Source organism: Mycolicibacterium pulveris (genome assembly GCF_010725725.1).
Taxonomy (GTDB): Bacteria; Actinomycetota; Actinomycetes; order Mycobacteriales; family Mycobacteriaceae; genus Mycobacterium; species Mycobacterium pulveris.
The window spans coordinates 2062953-2077765 of the sequence record NZ_AP022599.1; the positions used below are offsets into that span (position 1 = coordinate 2062953).

Consider the following 14813-nt stretch of genomic DNA (forward strand, 5'->3'; position numbering starts at 1 on the left):
TAGAGGCCGGTCAGAGGGTCGGCCAACTGGGAGAACGTAAGGAAAGGGAAAGAAAGGGGTTATCACGATGAGCACTTTGGCACTGAGGACTCGTCCCGCCTGGGACCTCGATCGCTGGGTACGCGACTTCTTCGGCCCGGCCACCTCCGATGAGTGGTTCGGCGGCGCGTTCACCCCCGCCGCGGAGATCCTCCGAGACGGCGATGACGCGTTGGTCCGCGTCGAGTTGCCCGGCGTGGACGTCGAGAAGGACGTCAACGTCGACTTGGATCGCGGTTACCTGGTGATCCACGGCGAACGGCGCGATGAGCGTGCCGAGGAACGCAATGGCCGCGCACTTCGGGAGGTGCGGTACGGATCGTTCCGCCGGTCGTTCAAGCTTCCGGCGCACGTCACCGAGGACGCCATCTCCGCGGAGTATGAGACGGGTGTGCTGACCGTCCGGGTCGCGGGCGCCTACCGCGGCGCCGAGACCAAGCGCATCGCGATCGAGAACAAGTAATCCGCACGAGTCCGGAATCCGGTGGAGCTCAGGCTCCACCGGATTCGTCGTCTCGGGGGTGGATCACGGGTAGGTGGTCGTCGTTCTGGTCGTGGTCCTGGTCGTGGTTGTCGTCGTCCTCGTGGTCGTGGTGGTGGTCGTCGTGGTGGTTGTGGTCGATTCCGTCGTGGTGTCGGTGGGTGCCGGCAAACCCGCGTTGTCCTCGCTGGTCTGCACGCTGGGCCGCGAGTAACTGGTGGTCGACGGCGGTGACGTCGTATACGTCGAGACCGGCGACGACGGCGCAGGCGACGGGATGGTCTCGGGTGTCTTCGCCGCGTCCGAGGTCCGCATCACCGCGTAGACGAGCACCACCAGCAGGATCAGCGCGACCGCGCCGGCGGCCACCACCACCGGTTGCTGGTGGTACCAGATCGGTTCGTCGTCTGAGTCTTCTGGGTCTTCTGCCACGGCGTAAACCTATGTCCAGCGCTGCAGGATCTCGGTGGCCCGGCTCGACAAGGCGTTCTGCAGAAACGGTCCGAAGCTGATCCGGCCGACGCCGAGCGGAGCGAACGATGCGGGATCGTCCTGATCGGGTAGCGCGATCGCGTTGATCGGGAGTGGAAGCTCGGTTGCCAACCGGCGCAAGGTATCTGGGTCGTGACGGCCCACCGGGTACAGCACGTCCGCGCCTGCGGACGCGGCGGCGGTCAGCCGTGCGACGGCGCGGTCCACGCGGTCGGATTCGTCCCCGTCTTGGCGCAGGAACAGGTCGGTGCGGGCGTTGACGACGACGTGCACGCCCGCGCTGTCGGCGGCCGTGCGCAGGGCGCCGACGAGTTCGGCGTGCTCGGTCACCGACCGCAGCCTGCCGCCTTCAGCGTGCACGGTGTCCTCGATGTTGAGCCCGACACCGCCCGCGCCGAGCAACCCCTCGACCAGGCGGGTCGGCGGCTGGCCGTAGCCCGACTCGACGTCGACCGAGACCGGCACGGCGACCGCCGCCGTGATCTGCTCCACCCGGGTGAGCACCTCGGCGAAGGTCATCCCCTCCCCGTCGTCTCGTCCCAGCGATGCGGCAAGAGGGTGGCTGCCGACGGTCAGTGCAGCAAACCCGGCGTCGACCGCGAGACGCGCCGACCACGCATCCCATACCGTCGGCAGGATCACGGGGTTGCCGGGCTGGTGCATGGCCAGCAGGGCGTCGGCCCGCTCTCGCAGGATCTGATCGGGCATCGCCCACCTCCGTTTTTCGGCATCGTCGCAGGTAGTTCAACGTGATCTGTCTCACGCCGAACCGCATGATGTGGCTAGCATCAGGTGTCGTACGGTGATTCCTGACACCTTCAGCCCAAGGAGGTCAATTGTCCAGCACTACCGAACTGGCCGAGCTGCACGAGCTAATCGGCAGACTGCGGCGGTGCGCGACTTCGCTGGCGTCGAGATACGGGGACACCCCCGCTACGCGCCGCATCGTCAACGATGCGGGGCGTCTGCTCAACGACATCGACCGTCTCGACATTGACATCGACGAGCTGGAGCTGGCTCGCGGGGTGACCCACCAACCCCACTCCGGCGAGCGAATTCCGATCCCGGACACCAAGTACGACGCCGAATTTTGGCGCGGCGTCGATGACGAGGGTCTCGGCGGCACGCGATAAGCGCGTGCGGCCAACGGGACACATCGAGATCGAAAGGGAACAGTGAGCGCACCAACCGCCGACCGCAGGGCGACCGGCGTCTTTTCGCCGAGCCGTGCCCAGATTCCACAGCGCACGCTACGCACCGACCGCTGGTGGATGCCCACGGTATGGACCAACCTCGGGTTGGCCGCGTTCGTCATCTATGCGACGATCCGCGCGTTCTGGGGCAGCGCCTATTACGTGCCGGATTACCACTACCTGACGCCCTTCTACTCGCCGTGTATCAGCACGGCGTGTGTGCCGGGGTCGAGCCACCTGGGTCAGTGGGTCGGCGACCTGCCCTGGTTCATCCCGATGGCGTTCATCTCGCTGCCGTTCCTGTTGCTGTTCCGGCTCACCTGCTACTACTACCGCAAGGCCTACTACCGGTCGGTGTGGCAGTCGCCGCCGGCTTGCGCTGTGGCCGAACCACATTCGACCTACACCGGCGAGACCCGGCTGCCGTTGATCATCCAGAACAGCCACCGCTACTTCTTCTATGTGGCGTTGGCGATCACCCTGCTCAACACGTACGACGCGCTCAACGCGTTCCGGTCACCCGAGGGCTTCGGCCTCGGTCTGGGCAACCTGATTCTGACCGCCAACGTCATCCTGCTGTGGGGCTACACGGTGTCGTGTCACTCGTGCCGCCACGTCACCGGCGGACGGCTCAAGCATTTCTCCAAGCACCCTGTGCGCTACTGGCTTTGGACGCAGATCAGTAAGCTCAACACCCGGCATATGCAGTTCGCCTGGATCACCCTGGGCTCGCTGATGGTGACCGACTTCTACGTCATGTTGGTGGCCAGCGGAGCGATTACAGACCTGCGTTTCATTGGCTGACAACGTAATTCGTGGCTAGTACAGATTCGAGCGAGGATTGATGTCTGAAGTTGGAGAGCTTCGCGCAAGCGGCTCATCGGAAGTTGAACGGCACTCTTACGACGTGATCGTGATCGGTGCCGGCGGTGCTGGTTTGCGCGCGGTGATCGAGGCGCGGGAGCGCGGCCTGAAGGTGGCGGTGATCACCAAGTCGTTGTTCGGGAAGGCCCACACCGTGATGGCCGAGGGTGGCTGCGCGGCGGCGATGGGCAACGTCAACCCGAAGGACAACTGGCAGGTCCACTTCAAGGACACCATGCGCGGCGGCAAGTTCCTGAACAACTGGCGCATGGCCGAGCTGCACGCCAAGGAGGCACCCGACCGGGTCTGGGAGCTGGAGACGTACGGCGCGCTGTTCGACCGCACCAAGGACGGCAAGATCAGCCAGCGCAACTTCGGCGGCCACACCTACCCGCGGCTGGCCCACGTCGGTGACCGCACCGGCTTGGAGATCATCCGCACGCTGCAGCAAAAGATCGTCTCGCTGCAGCAGGAGGACAAGGCCGAGTTCGGCGACTACGAAGCCCGGGTCAAGGTCTTCCACGAATGCACCATCACCGACCTGATCAAAGACGGTGACCGGATCGCGGGCGCCTTCGGGTACTGGCGCGAGAGCGGCAACTTCGTCTTGTTCGAGACCCCCGCGGTGGTGCTGGCCACCGGCGGCATCGGCAAGTCCTACAAGGTGACGTCGAACTCGTGGGAGTACACCGGTGACGGGCACGCGCTGGCCCTGCGCGCCGGGGCGACGCTGATCAACATGGAGTTCGTGCAGTTCCACCCGACCGGGATGGTGTGGCCGCCCAGCGTGAAAGGCATCCTGGTCACCGAGGGTGTCCGCGGCGACGGCGGTGTGCTGAAGAACTCCGACGGCAAGCGGTTCATGTTCGACTACATCCCGGCGGTGTTCAAGGGCCAGTACGCCGAGTCCATCGAGGAAGCCGACCAATGGCTCAAGGACAACGACTCCGCGCGGCGCACCCCGGACCTGCTGCCCCGTGACGAGGTGGCCCGCGCCATCAACTCCGAGGTCAAGGCGGGGCGCGGCAGCCCGCACGGCGGCGTCTACCTCGACATCGCGTCGCGGCTGCCCGCCGAGGAGATCAAGAGCCGGCTGCCGTCGATGTATCACCAGTTCATGGAGCTCGCCGAGGTGGACATCACCAAGGAGCCCATGGAGGTCGGTCCGACGTGCCACTACGTGATGGGTGGGGTCGAGGTCGACCCGGACACCGGGGCGGCCAAGACGGCGGGCCTGTTCGCCGCGGGCGAGTGCTCGGGCGGCATGCACGGTTCCAACCGTCTGGGCGGCAACTCGCTGTCGGACCTGCTGGTGTTCGGCAGGCGTGCGGGGCTGGGCGCAGCAGACTACGTGCGCGCGCTCAAAGACCGGCCGAAGGTGTCTGACCAAGCCGTCACCGACGCGGCCAAGCTCGCGCTCTCCCCGTTTGACGGTCCGACCAGCGGGGAGCAGGCCGAGAACCCCTACAAGCTGCAGCTGGACCTTCAGGACACGATGAACAGCCTGGTCGGGATCATCCGCAGGGCCGACGAGGTGGCCGAGGCGATCGAGAAGCTCACGGAGCTGCGCGAGCGGTACAAGCGGGTCCGGGTGGACGGCGACCGGCACTACAACCCGGGCTGGCATCTGGCCATCGACCTGCGCAACATGCTGCTGGTCAGCGAGTGCATCGCCCGGGCGGCGCTGGAGCGCACCGAGAGCCGCGGCGGGCACACCCGCGACGACTACCCGTCGATGGAAACGACATGGCGCAAGACGTTGCTGGTGTGCCGGACGCAGGGAGACGGGGTCGTTCCAGAGGTCACCATCACCCGTGAGGACCAGGTCCCGATGCGCGAGGACCTGCTCGAATTGATCGATATCGACGAGTTGGAGAAGTACTTCACCCCAGAAGAGCTCGCCAACCACCCAGCTAGGAGAGGCGCATGAGCTACCAGGCAAACCTGCGGGTTTGGCGCGGTGACGACGACGGCGGAGCGCTGCAGGAGTTCACCGTCGAGGCCAACGAGGGCGAGGTCGTCCTCGACGTCATCCACCGACTGCAGCAGACACAGGCCGGCGACCTCGCCGTGCGGTGGAACTGCAAGGCGGGCAAGTGCGGCTCGTGCTCGGCGGAGATCAACGGCATGCCCCGGCTGATGTGCATGACCCGGATGTCGACGTTCGACCCGTCCGAGACCATCACGGTGACACCGCTGCGGACCTTCCCGGTGATCCGCGACCTGGTCACCGACGTGTCGTTCAACTACGAGAAGGCCAGGGAAATCCCGTCCTTCACGCCGCCGAAGGAGTTGCAGCCCGGCGAATACCGGATGCAACAGGTCGACGTGAACCGGTCGCAGGAGTTCCGCAAGTGCATCGAGTGTTTCCTGTGCCAGAACGTCTGCCACGTGATGCGTGACCACGAGGAGAACAAGAAGGCGTTCGCGGGTCCGCGGTACTTCATCCGGACCGCGGAGCTGGAGATGCACCCCCTCGATCAGGCGGATCGGCGCGATCTCGCTCAGGACGAAGCCGGTCTGGGGCTGTGCAACATCACCAAGTGCTGTACCGAGGTGTGCCCGGAGAACATCAAGATCACCGACAACGCGATCATTCCGATGAAGGAACGCGTGGCCGGCCACCGGTACGACCCGTTGGTATGGCTGGGCAACAAGCTGTTCCGGAGGCCCTAGCAAACCGGCTTGAGTTAATTCGGTGCGGGGGTAGCCTCGAGGGAAAGCAGCCAATCAACGACGAAAGGCAGCGCTATGCCCTTACGAGAGCGACACAGCATCAGCGAGATTCGCACAGCCATTCGCGAGCTCAGCAGGCGCGCAACGCTTGCTCGCAAGGAAGGGCGTATCGCCGACGCCGAGGAGATCGAGCAGCGGATCCAGTCCTACCGCGAGGAGCTCGCCGCACGACCCTGACCTGAGGGTGCGCGTTAGATGCCGAGCCGACGAAATGTGCTGCGGTGGAACACGATCGGCGCTACGTCGGGGTGCACGGTGATGTCGCGGACCCGCAGGATGACGATGGTGTGATCGCCTGCCGGGACCAGTTGCTCGATCGAGCTTTCCAACCAGACGCTGGTCCCGTCGATGAACACCGCGCCCGACTTCCGCGACACGGTCTGCAGACCGGCGAACCGGTCCCCGGTCTTTGCCGCCAGCGTGCGTGCCGCCTCGTCGTGGGACTCGCCGAGCACGCTGATGCCAAGTGACGGCAGGTCTTTGAGCTTGGGCCACGTCTCGGAGGTGTTCTGTACGCAGAACGACACCAGCGGTGGGTCCAGTGAGACCGGGACGAAGGTGCTTGCGGCGAGGCCCACCCTGGTGCCGTCGACCTCGGCGGCGATCGCGATGACGCCCGACGGAAAGTGCCCGAACGCTTCTCGCAACGACGTGGGGCTCAGATCAATTGAACTCATACGTTCACCATCTTCACATGTCCGTGCGTCCTAGGCCACGTCGGGCGGGGGCGGCGGCCGGGTAACCTGACGCTCGTCATGTGGATACCGCTCCTGGCGATGGCCGTTGCCGTCAGTCTGGAGCCCTTCCGGATCGGCATGACGGTGCTGATGCTCAACCGGCCCCGGCCGTTGCTGCAGTTGGCCGCCTTCCTCGCCGGTGGTTTCGCGATGGGCCTCGCGGTGGGCGTGACCGTGCTGTTCTTGCTGCGTCCGGCGCTGGGATCGGCTCACTTCAGCCTGCCGCGCGTGCAGATCGCGGTGGGGGCGGTGCTGCTGGCCTACGCCGCGCTGGTGGCCGCGGGAGTGTTCAGGTCCGGACGCGGGGCCGACGAGCCGGCGGGCCGGCTGGGCCGGCTGTTCGGAACGCTCGCGGACCGCGCCCGCCAACTGCTCGCCGGCCGGTCGCTCTGGACGGCCGGTGTGGCGGGCCTGGGAATCGCGCTGCCGTCGGTCGACTACCTGGCGGCGCTGGCGCTGATCGTGGCCTCCGGCGCGTCGACCGCGATTCAACTCGGTGCGCTGGCGCTGTTCAACGTGGTGGCGTTCGCGCTCGTCGAGATTCCGCTGCTGTGCTACCTGGTGGCCCCCGACCGGACCCGCGCGGCACTGGCGGGCCTGTACGACTGGCTGCGGGCCCAGGGGCGCCGCGGGGTGGCCTTGCTGCTCGCGGTGGTGGGCTGCGTGCTGCTCGGTATCGGCTGGGCCGGTCTTTGAGCCGACGTCAGTTCTCGGGCAGATTGTTCAGCACGTACTGCATCCCGGAGAGCAGCTGCGACACCGGGTCTGCCTCCCCGCCGAAGGCGGCCTGGGTGGCCGGCGCGGTGACCTCCGCCGGGTCGTAGCCGTTGACCGGATCCACGGTGATCGGCGCCGTCAACGGATCGTCGTGACGGGAGTATCCGGCGTCCACATAGGGCTTGAGCACCGCGTCGAGCTTGATCAGCGTCTCCTGATCGACGCCGAGGTACTTGAACGGCAGCACCAGCGGCAGGTGTTCCTCGGGAATCAGAAACGTCGTGGTCTTCGCGCCCCTGGAGTTCACGGTCGTCCGGATGTTCTGCGGGGGCACCATGCTCGGTTTGGTGAACGCCACCGCGGTGTGCCCGGTCGCGAGGCCGACGATCGCGTTGGCGACCGAGATCCAGTTGTCGGGCCGGTCCGGCCAGTCGGCGATGGAGTCGTAGGCGGAGACGAACTGGTAGGTGTCGTACTGGCTCTCCACCGGCGGCGGGATGCGGTAGTCGAGCGAGGGCACGACGCTGCCGACCGGGAACATCTGGGTCAAGAAACTCTCCCCGAAGGCGTGCCGCGCCACGGGGTCGCCGTACATCGCGAAACTCAACTCGTTCGGCGGCGGGGCGGCCGGATCGTAGGCAAGTTTGGCCTGCACGTCGTTGAGCACCATCGCGCCTTCGGACAGACCGATCACGGTGCCTTGGCCGCCCTCGTGGACGGCGTTGAGGACGTTCGGGGTGCCGATGTCGACCGACTCGCCGACGCTTGGCCCGTCGAGGCCGATGCCGGGCACCAGGCGCTCCCCGAACGCGCCGATGCCGGGAAAGAACCGTTCCAGGGTGTGCCCCTGCACCTGCCCGGCCGGATAGTCGACGATCTGCCGGTCCAGGCCCGGGAACCAGTCCGCCCCGGTGCGCAGGATGTACTCGTCGTAGGGAATGCCCGACACGTGGGCGCCGCCTAACGCATACGCTCGGCCGGGTGTGCCCAGCGGCGGCGGAGCGTCGGCCGGGTTCGGCGGCGGGGGCGGCGGCGCGGCGGCGTCGTCGGCCGTCGCGGTCGCGAGCCCGAAAAGCCCTGCGGCACCGAGTGTTGTCACCGCGGTTCCGATCGCGAGAAGCCGCTTCACGCCTTCAAAGCTACCCCGGCTCGTCACTGCGGGACCTCCTCCCGCGCGTCCAGCCGGGTGAGCTCGCCCTGCTGATACTGCTCGAGGCAGGCGGCACGGCGGATCTTGCCGCTGGTCGTCGTGGGAATCGACCCGGGCGGTACCAACACGACATCGCCGACGTTGAGCCCGTGCGTGTTGGAGACCGCGGCGGTCACGTCGCCTTTCACCGCGCTGAACCAACGCATCGCGTCGTCGTCGAACTCGGTGGGCTCCTTGACTTCGATGACGGTGACCAGCGTCTCGGTGCCGTTCACCGGGACCGCGATCGCGGCGACCCGGCCTCGCGTGATCTCTTGGACCGTCGCCTCGATGTCCTCGGGATAGTGATTGCGTCCGCGGACGATCAGCAGGTCCTTGATGCGCCCGACGATGAACAGCTCGTCGTCGTGGACGAATCCGAGGTCGCCCGTCCGCAGCCAGGGCCCTGCCGGTGTGCCGGGCGACGGATCGACAATCGTTGCGCCGAAACAGGTTTGCTCTTCCGGGGGTTTGCGCCAGTAGCCCTCCGAGACGTTGTCGCCGTGCACCCAGATCTCCCCGACGGCCTGCGGTGCGCACTCGCGGTGGGTCTCGCTGTCGACGATCCGCAGCGACGGCGACTGCGGCACCCGGTACCTGACCAGCGCCGTGCCCTTCCCGGCAGCGCCGGGTCGAACCCGGCCCGCGCCCAGTTCCGCGGCGTCGAAGTATGCCGCGGGCGAGTTCTCGTTCCACGTCCCCGAGGTCACGAAGACCGTCGCCTCCGCCAAGCCGTACGCCGGGCGCATCATGTGGTCGCGGAAGTTGAAGTGCGCGAACCGGTCGACGAAGCGATGCAGCGTGCCCGCCTCGACGCGCTCGGCGCCGCTGATGATGCCCACCACGCCGCCGAGGTCCAGCCCGTCGAGATCCTCGTCGGTCGTCTTGCGGGCGGCCAGGTCGAAGGCGAAGTTCGGCGCCGACGACCACGCATGCGGGTGCTGCGCCAGTGCACGCATCCACCGGGACGGTTTCTCCAGGAACGCCACCGGGCTCATCAGCTCGGCGCGACGACCGCACAGGATCGGGGCGCAGACTCCCAGCACCAAACCCATGTCGTGGTAGAAGGGCAGCCACGACACCAGCGTGGCGTCGGGTGGAAGCGGGGATTCGGCGAAGAAGCTCCGCATCAGCTGGTCGAAGTTCACCGTGAGGTTGCGGTGCGAGAGCATCACCCCGGCGGGCAGCCTGGTGGAACCCGAGCTGTACTGCAGATAGGCGATGCGCGGCCACTCCGTCGGCGTCGCGCCCGGCCCCACCTCGACGTCCAGGTTCAGCGAATCGACCTCGATGATCGTCGGGGTGCCGTCCGCACCCGCGGCGGCGAGCATGTTGGCGACACCGGCCGCCTCGGCCGTCGTCGTGAGGACGACCGAGGGTTCCGTGTCGGCCAGCACCGCGCTCGCCCGGTCCTGGCCCGCCCCCGGGTGAGGTAACGGGAGCGGCACCGCCACGAGGCCCGCCTGCATGGCTCCCAGGAACGCTAGGACATACTCCAGACCCTGCGGAGCGAGGATCACCGCCCGGTCTCCGGTCGTGCCGTGCCGCCTGATCTCGGTGGCGAGGCTCAGTGTTCGACGTGCCAGCTGCGACCACGTCAGGCTCTCCCGGATGCCGGCCGGATCGCGACCGTAATCGGTGAACGTGAACGCGACATCGTCGGGACGCAGGCTCGCGCGGCCGTGCAGTATCGACAGAATCGATGCGTCAGAAGTTGTCACGTCATGCCCATCAGTTCGTCGACTCCACAGGTACCCGCTCGGTCTGCCGCGGCCCGATCCGCGACGGCCACCAGTTCGCCCGCCCGACCAGCGCAGCGATGGCCGGCACGGTGATGGTGCGGACCACGAAGGTATCCAACAAGATTCCCACGCCGATCACGAACCCGCCCTGCACCACGATGCCGATACTCGAGAACAGCAGACCGCTCATCGAGGCGGCGAAGATCAGACCCGCCGCCGTGATCACCCCGCCGGTCGATCCCAGCGTCCGAATGACGCCGTAACGCACGCTGCTCGGTGATTCGTCGCGTAGTCGCGACACGAAAAGCATGTTGTAGTCGGCGCCCACCGCGACCAGCACCACGAACGCCAACGGCGGCACACTCCAGTGCAACTCCTGACCGAAGAGCAGCTGAAAGGTCAGAACGCCGATCCCGATCGCAGCGAAGTACGACACCACGACCGACCCGACCAGGTACAGCGGCGCGACGATCGCACGCAGCAGCACCATCAAGGTCAGCAGGACAACGATGAGGGTGGCGGCGATGATGTACCGGATGTCCTGCTGGTAGTAGTCCCGCGTGTCCCGCAGCGCGACGGGAAACCCGCCCATCGACACCTCCGCGTCGGCCAGCGTGGTGTTGGGCTGAGCGCCGCGGGCCACGTCCTGGATCTCGTTGACCTGGTCCATCGCCTCCGGGCTGAACGGGTTGAGCTCGGTCTGCACGAGATAGCGCACCGAGCGGCCATCCGGCGAGACGTAGGCCTCGGCGGCTTTCTGGAAATCCGGCAGCCCCAGCACCTCGGGCGGGACGTTGAACCCGGCCTGCGACGGGTCGGAGGCGTTGGTTCTCATCGACAACAGAAATGTCGAGGCCTCGTTGAGCCCGGCGGCGATCACCTTGACCTGCTTGACGAGCTCGTCCACCCCGGCGGCCACCTCGCGGCTTCCGTCGGCCAGGCGGTTGGCGCCCTGCTGCAACTCGGCCAGGCCTTTCTCCGGGCCACCGGGCCGGTCCAGTCCCATGGCCTTGACCGCCTTGGCGACGCCGTCCATGGCGGCGTTCAGCTTGGTCACCGCTTCGTTGAGGGTCTGCCGGTCGTCGACGCCCTGGAGCTGCTGGGCGAGATGGTTGATCTCCTCGAGACCGCCGGCCTCACGCGCCGCGACGAGGCGCTCGAACTGCATGCGGGTGTCCCGGCAGGACGGGTTGGCGTCACAGACCGCGTTGTTCTGCAGCGCGGCCAGCACCGGGCCGATCCAGGCGAACATGTCCCTGACGGCGGCGAAGTTGAAACCCATGGAATTACCCAGCTCGTTGACGCTTGCGACGAGCTTGGCCGCGATCTCGACGTCACGCACCAGCTTGTCGCCGCCGTACTCGGTGCGCACCGAGGAGAACGTGGTCACGAGGTCTTCGACGCTGGGCGCGATCGTGTTGATCTGACCGCGTACGTCGGCCAGGCTGTCGGCCAGCGTGTCGGCCCCGTCGGTCAGCCGGTGGAAATCGTCGGTGTGCGCATTGATCTGCGCGGAGCCGTCGGCCAACCGGCTACCGACGATCCCGGCCTGGAACGTGGCCCGAAACTCCTGCGGCACGTCGCCGAGGGGCCGGGTGACACCGCTGACCAGGCCGACGTCGGGGAGTTGCGCGACGCGCGCGGCCATCTGCTCCAGGTCCGCCAACGCCCGCGGGTTGCGCAGGTCGTGCGGCGACTGAACCAGGATGTATTCGGGAATCGACTGGCTCACCGGGAAGTGCCGTTCCAGCGCGGCGTATCCGACCGAACTCGGCGCCGACGCGGGCAGGACCTTGCGGTCGTCGTAGTTGTAGTCCGCGAGGGTTCCCAGCCCGGCCAGCACCGCCAGGACCAGCACGCTGGCCACCAGATGTGCCACCGGCCTGCGCACAATGCGGACGCCGGAGCGCCTCCAGAACCGGGCGGTCAGTTCCCGCCGCGGCTTGATCCAGCCGCGCGGCCCCGCGAGTACCAGGATCGCCGGCAGCAGGGTCACGCCGGCGAGGAAGGCGACGCCGATGCCGATCGCCGCCGACACCCCGACCGTCTTGAAGACGCCCATTTGCGCGAAGCCCAGCAGCAGGAAGGTGATGCCCACGGTGGCCGCGGACGCGGCGATCACCTTGCCGATCGAGATCATCGCCGCCCTGACCGCGTGGTCGTACTCCCGGCCGGCCCGCAGATAGTCGTGGTAGCGGCTGATGAGAAACACCGCGTAGTCGGTACCGGCACCGGCCATGATCGCGCTCAGGAACACGATGGACTGGTTCGAGACGCCCGCACCGGTCAGTTCCGACAACCCGGCCACCACGGCCTGGGCGATCAGCAGCGACGACCCGATCGTCACCAGCGGCAGCAGCATCGTGACGACGTTGCGGTACACCAGCAGCAGCACGCCCAGCACCAGCACGGCGATCGCGATCTCGATCGGCAACCGGTCGTGTTCGCCGGCGACGGTGAGGTCGGCGACGGTCGCCGCCGGGCCGGTGATGTGCACGGCGAGGGGGCCGTCGGGGATCTCGTGCCGGATGATCTCGGCCACCTGGTTGAACGACTCGAAACCGCGTGGTGTGCCCAGCTCGCCTTCGAGGCTGATCGGCAGCACCCAGGTGGTCTTGTCCTCGCTGGTCAAGAACGGCCGCATCTGCGGCGTGCTGAGGAAATCCTGCACCGACACGACGTCGGTGATGTCGTCGCGCACCGCGTCCACCACGTCGCGGTAGACGCCCTCGTCGGCAGGGGTGAGCCCGGTCTCGTTGATGAACGCAACGACCAGCAGGTTGTCCGACGCCGGCTCGCGGAACGCCTCGGCCATCTTGGTGGCGGTGACGCTCGACGGGGCGTCGCTGGGCAGAATCGCCAGCGGGTTCTTCTGGGCCATCTCGCCCAGAGACGGAAACGTCAGCGGCAGCGCGACCGCCATGGCGATCCACAGCCCGATCACCGCCCACGGCCAGCGGACCACAATGTCGGCTAGTCGCCGCATATCGTCCTCACCACGGCCCTCACCAACGCAAGGCCATTACCTCGATCCACGCTATGCGACACGCCCCCAGTGCCCGCTGTCGGCGACCAACCCGCACACGGACTTCATGGTCGTCATATACCGACCGACCGACTTTGCGGCGACCGGATTGTCGGGATGCATGATCGCCATGACCGTGCCTTCGCCATACCGGAATATGTAAATGGTCAGCTGATACGAATAACGGCCATCCGGATAGATCCCGATGTTGTCCGTGGCCCCCATCTCCACCGCCGCGAGCACCGCGTTCAGCGGCGCGGCACCGGCGTGAAAGAAATTCGACACCGGGAAATTCGGACGCGGCCAACTCAACCAGGGCGCCAACTCCAACACCCGGTAGTACGGCACCTTGGCCATATTCAGATTCGAATCGAATGAATTCTGAGCTGTCCACGCGGCGTCGCCGAATGAAGACGCCCCAATGGGCACGGTGATCGGAATCAAACCGGTGAACCAGCCCTGTGTCATGAAATTGTCGGTGGCAGAACGGGAGTCCCGCGGTGTGAGCCCGTGATACGTCAGCGCACCGGTCAGCTCGTGTTCGACCTGGGCGAGGCAGGCGAACAATCCCCCGACGAATCGGGCGCCCGCCGCCGCGCAAGCGGACTCGAAGCGCTCCGTCTGCGCATCGTTCATCAGGACGTGAGTGGTCATCTCGCTGCGGGTCGCCTCGAGCGGGTCGCCAAGCGGCAGCGGGAATTCCGGGAAGCCACCGCCGTTGCTTTCAGCGAAGTCGAGCCATCCCTGGACCTCGGGTTCATCGAGGGTCAAGTGCGCCGTGCGCTCGCGCTCACGGATACAGAAGTCGTCGTAGCTACCCGCTTCGGGAAGCGCAAGCGGCTCGCCCCCGGAACTCAACGCCGAATACGTTCCGTTGGCCTCCAGCATCGTGGTGCCGATCAATGTCGCGTCCCCGTGCACGTGGTCCATGGCCGCGAAGAACGTGAAATTGTCTTCGGTTTGGACGATTCCGAATGTGAAGCAGCCCCACTCCAACGGAGTTGGGATAGCGACGACATGGGCGCGAATCTCGTCGATCGTCATGCTTCCGTGGTCGACCGGAACGAATTCGATGTCGGCCGGATCCTCAAGCGTGTGCCGGACGAATTTGCCGTCACCGATGTGTTCGAACCAGCTGCGGAAGGTGTCGTGCCGACGAAGATATGCGTTGACAGCGTGGTTCATGGCCGCAATATCGCACTGGCCGTCCAATTCGCAGCTCGCGATGATTTGCCGGGAGAAACTCAGCCCGGCGGCGGTTCGCTCGTGGTAATTGCGAAGATGCTGACCCTGCATATAGCTGACCGGGACCGAGCTGACCGGGGCCTGGCGCGCCGTCTCGACGGCCGCGGGCGTCGGATGCCATGAGGTCACCACGCCCGGCTTCAACGACCATTCTTCGAGCGCACCGATCGTGATCTTGCCGATTTGCAAACGCGTTTCCTCCATACCGCTTCTGCCGAGTACCCGATCCGGCATCAGCCGTTGCCGGACAACATACTTGCGCAGACCGTCGTGCCCAGCAGAATCGATGTCGTCGGGGATACAAGCATGCCCCACATCCAGATGCCCTAGTCTGCGGGGGCACGGGTTTTTGA

Annotated in this window: 14 protein-coding genes; 7 read left to right on the forward strand and 7 right to left on the reverse strand. The window is 66.5% G+C overall.

Annotated elements, in window-relative coordinates:
- Positions 1-67: 67 nt before the first annotated feature.
- On the forward strand, positions 68-502 hold the full coding sequence (locus G6N28_RS10025) for an Hsp20/alpha crystallin family protein (protein WP_163899874.1): 435 nt from the start codon (positions 68-70) through the stop codon (positions 500-502).
- Positions 503-565: 63 nt separating this feature from the next.
- On the opposite strand, the gene G6N28_RS10030 is transcribed toward G6N28_RS10025, so the two are convergent.
- Complete coding sequence (locus tag G6N28_RS10030) at positions 566-952, reverse strand: hypothetical protein (RefSeq protein WP_163896469.1); 387 nt, start codon at positions 950-952, stop codon at positions 566-568.
- Between the two features lie 9 nt (positions 953-961).
- A complete protein-coding gene (locus G6N28_RS10035) occupies positions 962-1720 on the reverse strand; it encodes an isocitrate lyase/PEP mutase family protein (protein WP_163899876.1) in 759 nt (252 codons plus the stop codon).
- Between the two features lie 128 nt (positions 1721-1848).
- Here G6N28_RS10035 and G6N28_RS10040 point away from each other — a divergent pair, with 128 nt between their 5' ends.
- The 5 genes from G6N28_RS10040 (at position 1849) to G6N28_RS26725 (ending at position 5982) form a co-directional block, all read left to right on the forward strand.
- Complete coding sequence (locus G6N28_RS10040; RefSeq protein ID WP_163899878.1) at positions 1849-2145, forward strand: Rv0250c family protein; 297 nt, start codon at positions 1849-1851, stop codon at positions 2143-2145.
- A gap of 42 nt (positions 2146-2187) precedes the next feature.
- On the forward strand, positions 2188-3009 hold the full coding sequence (locus tag G6N28_RS10045) for a succinate dehydrogenase subunit SdhC (protein WP_163899881.1): 822 nt from the start codon (positions 2188-2190) through the stop codon (positions 3007-3009).
- 40 nt (positions 3010-3049) lie between these two features.
- A complete protein-coding gene (locus G6N28_RS10050) occupies positions 3050-4999 on the forward strand; it encodes a fumarate reductase/succinate dehydrogenase flavoprotein subunit (protein ID WP_163899883.1) in 1950 nt (649 codons plus the stop codon).
- Positions 4996-5745, forward strand: a complete 750-nt coding sequence (locus G6N28_RS10055; protein WP_163899885.1) for a succinate dehydrogenase/fumarate reductase iron-sulfur subunit — start codon at positions 4996-4998, stop codon at positions 5743-5745. Before G6N28_RS10050 ends, G6N28_RS10055 begins: the two co-directional genes overlap by 4 nt.
- A 75-nt stretch (positions 5746-5820) precedes the next feature.
- On the forward strand, positions 5821-5982 hold the full coding sequence (locus G6N28_RS26725; RefSeq protein WP_170307891.1) for a hypothetical protein: 162 nt from the start codon (positions 5821-5823) through the stop codon (positions 5980-5982).
- A gap of 14 nt (positions 5983-5996) precedes the next feature.
- Here the strand turns inward: G6N28_RS26725 and G6N28_RS10060 are convergent, their stop codons facing one another.
- A complete protein-coding gene (locus tag G6N28_RS10060) occupies positions 5997-6482 on the reverse strand; it encodes a flavin reductase family protein (protein ID WP_163899887.1) in 486 nt (161 codons plus the stop codon).
- Between the two features lie 78 nt (positions 6483-6560).
- On the opposite strand from G6N28_RS10060, the gene G6N28_RS10065 reads away from it, so the two are divergent.
- On the forward strand, positions 6561-7238 hold the full coding sequence (locus G6N28_RS10065; RefSeq protein WP_163899889.1) for a GAP family protein: 678 nt from the start codon (positions 6561-6563) through the stop codon (positions 7236-7238).
- A gap of 7 nt (positions 7239-7245) precedes the next feature.
- Here the strand turns inward: G6N28_RS10065 and pe are convergent, their stop codons facing one another.
- Genes pe through G6N28_RS10085 form a run of 4 tightly spaced genes read right to left on the reverse strand, consistent with a single transcriptional unit; the run spans position 7246 to position 14649 of the window.
- Positions 7246-8388: an acyltransferase PE gene (gene pe / locus G6N28_RS10070; RefSeq protein WP_163899891.1), complete on the reverse strand. Its 1143-nt coding sequence runs from the start codon at positions 8386-8388 to the stop codon at positions 7246-7248.
- 23 nt (positions 8389-8411) lie between these two features.
- Positions 8412-10169 (reverse strand): AMP-binding protein, encoded by a 1758-nt coding sequence (locus tag G6N28_RS10075; protein ID WP_163899893.1) that lies wholly within the window; start codon positions 10167-10169, stop codon positions 8412-8414.
- A gap of 10 nt (positions 10170-10179) precedes the next feature.
- A complete protein-coding gene (locus tag G6N28_RS10080; protein WP_163899895.1) occupies positions 10180-13176 on the reverse strand; it encodes an MMPL/RND family transporter in 2997 nt (998 codons plus the stop codon).
- A 51-nt stretch (positions 13177-13227) separates the two neighbouring features.
- Positions 13228-14649 (reverse strand): condensation domain-containing protein, encoded by a 1422-nt coding sequence (locus G6N28_RS10085; protein WP_163906069.1) that lies wholly within the window; start codon positions 14647-14649, stop codon positions 13228-13230.
- Between the last annotated feature and the right edge of the window lie 164 nt (positions 14650-14813).

Bases quoted from the DNA above. Each gene is read 5' to 3' on its own strand.
- G6N28_RS26725 (WP_170307891.1), top strand. From the start codon at position 5,821: ATGCCCTTACGAGAGCGACACAGCATCAGCGAGATTCGCACAGCCATT.
- G6N28_RS10025 (WP_163899874.1), top strand. From the start codon at position 68: ATGAGCACTTTGGCACTGAGGACTCGTCCCGCCTGGGACCTCGATCGC.
- G6N28_RS10065 (WP_163899889.1), top strand. From the start codon at position 6,561: ATGTGGATACCGCTCCTGGCGATGGCCGTTGCCGTCAGTCTGGAGCCC.
- G6N28_RS10060 (WP_163899887.1), bottom strand. From the start codon at position 6,482: ATGAGTTCAATTGATCTGAGCCCCACGTCGTTGCGAGAAGCGTTCGGG.
- G6N28_RS10080 (WP_163899895.1), bottom strand. From the start codon at position 13,176: ATGCGGCGACTAGCCGACATTGTGGTCCGCTGGCCGTGGGCGGTGATC.
- G6N28_RS10055 (WP_163899885.1), top strand. From the start codon at position 4,996: ATGAGCTACCAGGCAAACCTGCGGGTTTGGCGCGGTGACGACGACGGC.
- G6N28_RS10050 (WP_163899883.1), top strand. From the start codon at position 3,050: ATGTCTGAAGTTGGAGAGCTTCGCGCAAGCGGCTCATCGGAAGTTGAA.
- G6N28_RS10035 (WP_163899876.1), bottom strand. From the start codon at position 1,720: ATGCCCGATCAGATCCTGCGAGAGCGGGCCGACGCCCTGCTGGCCATG.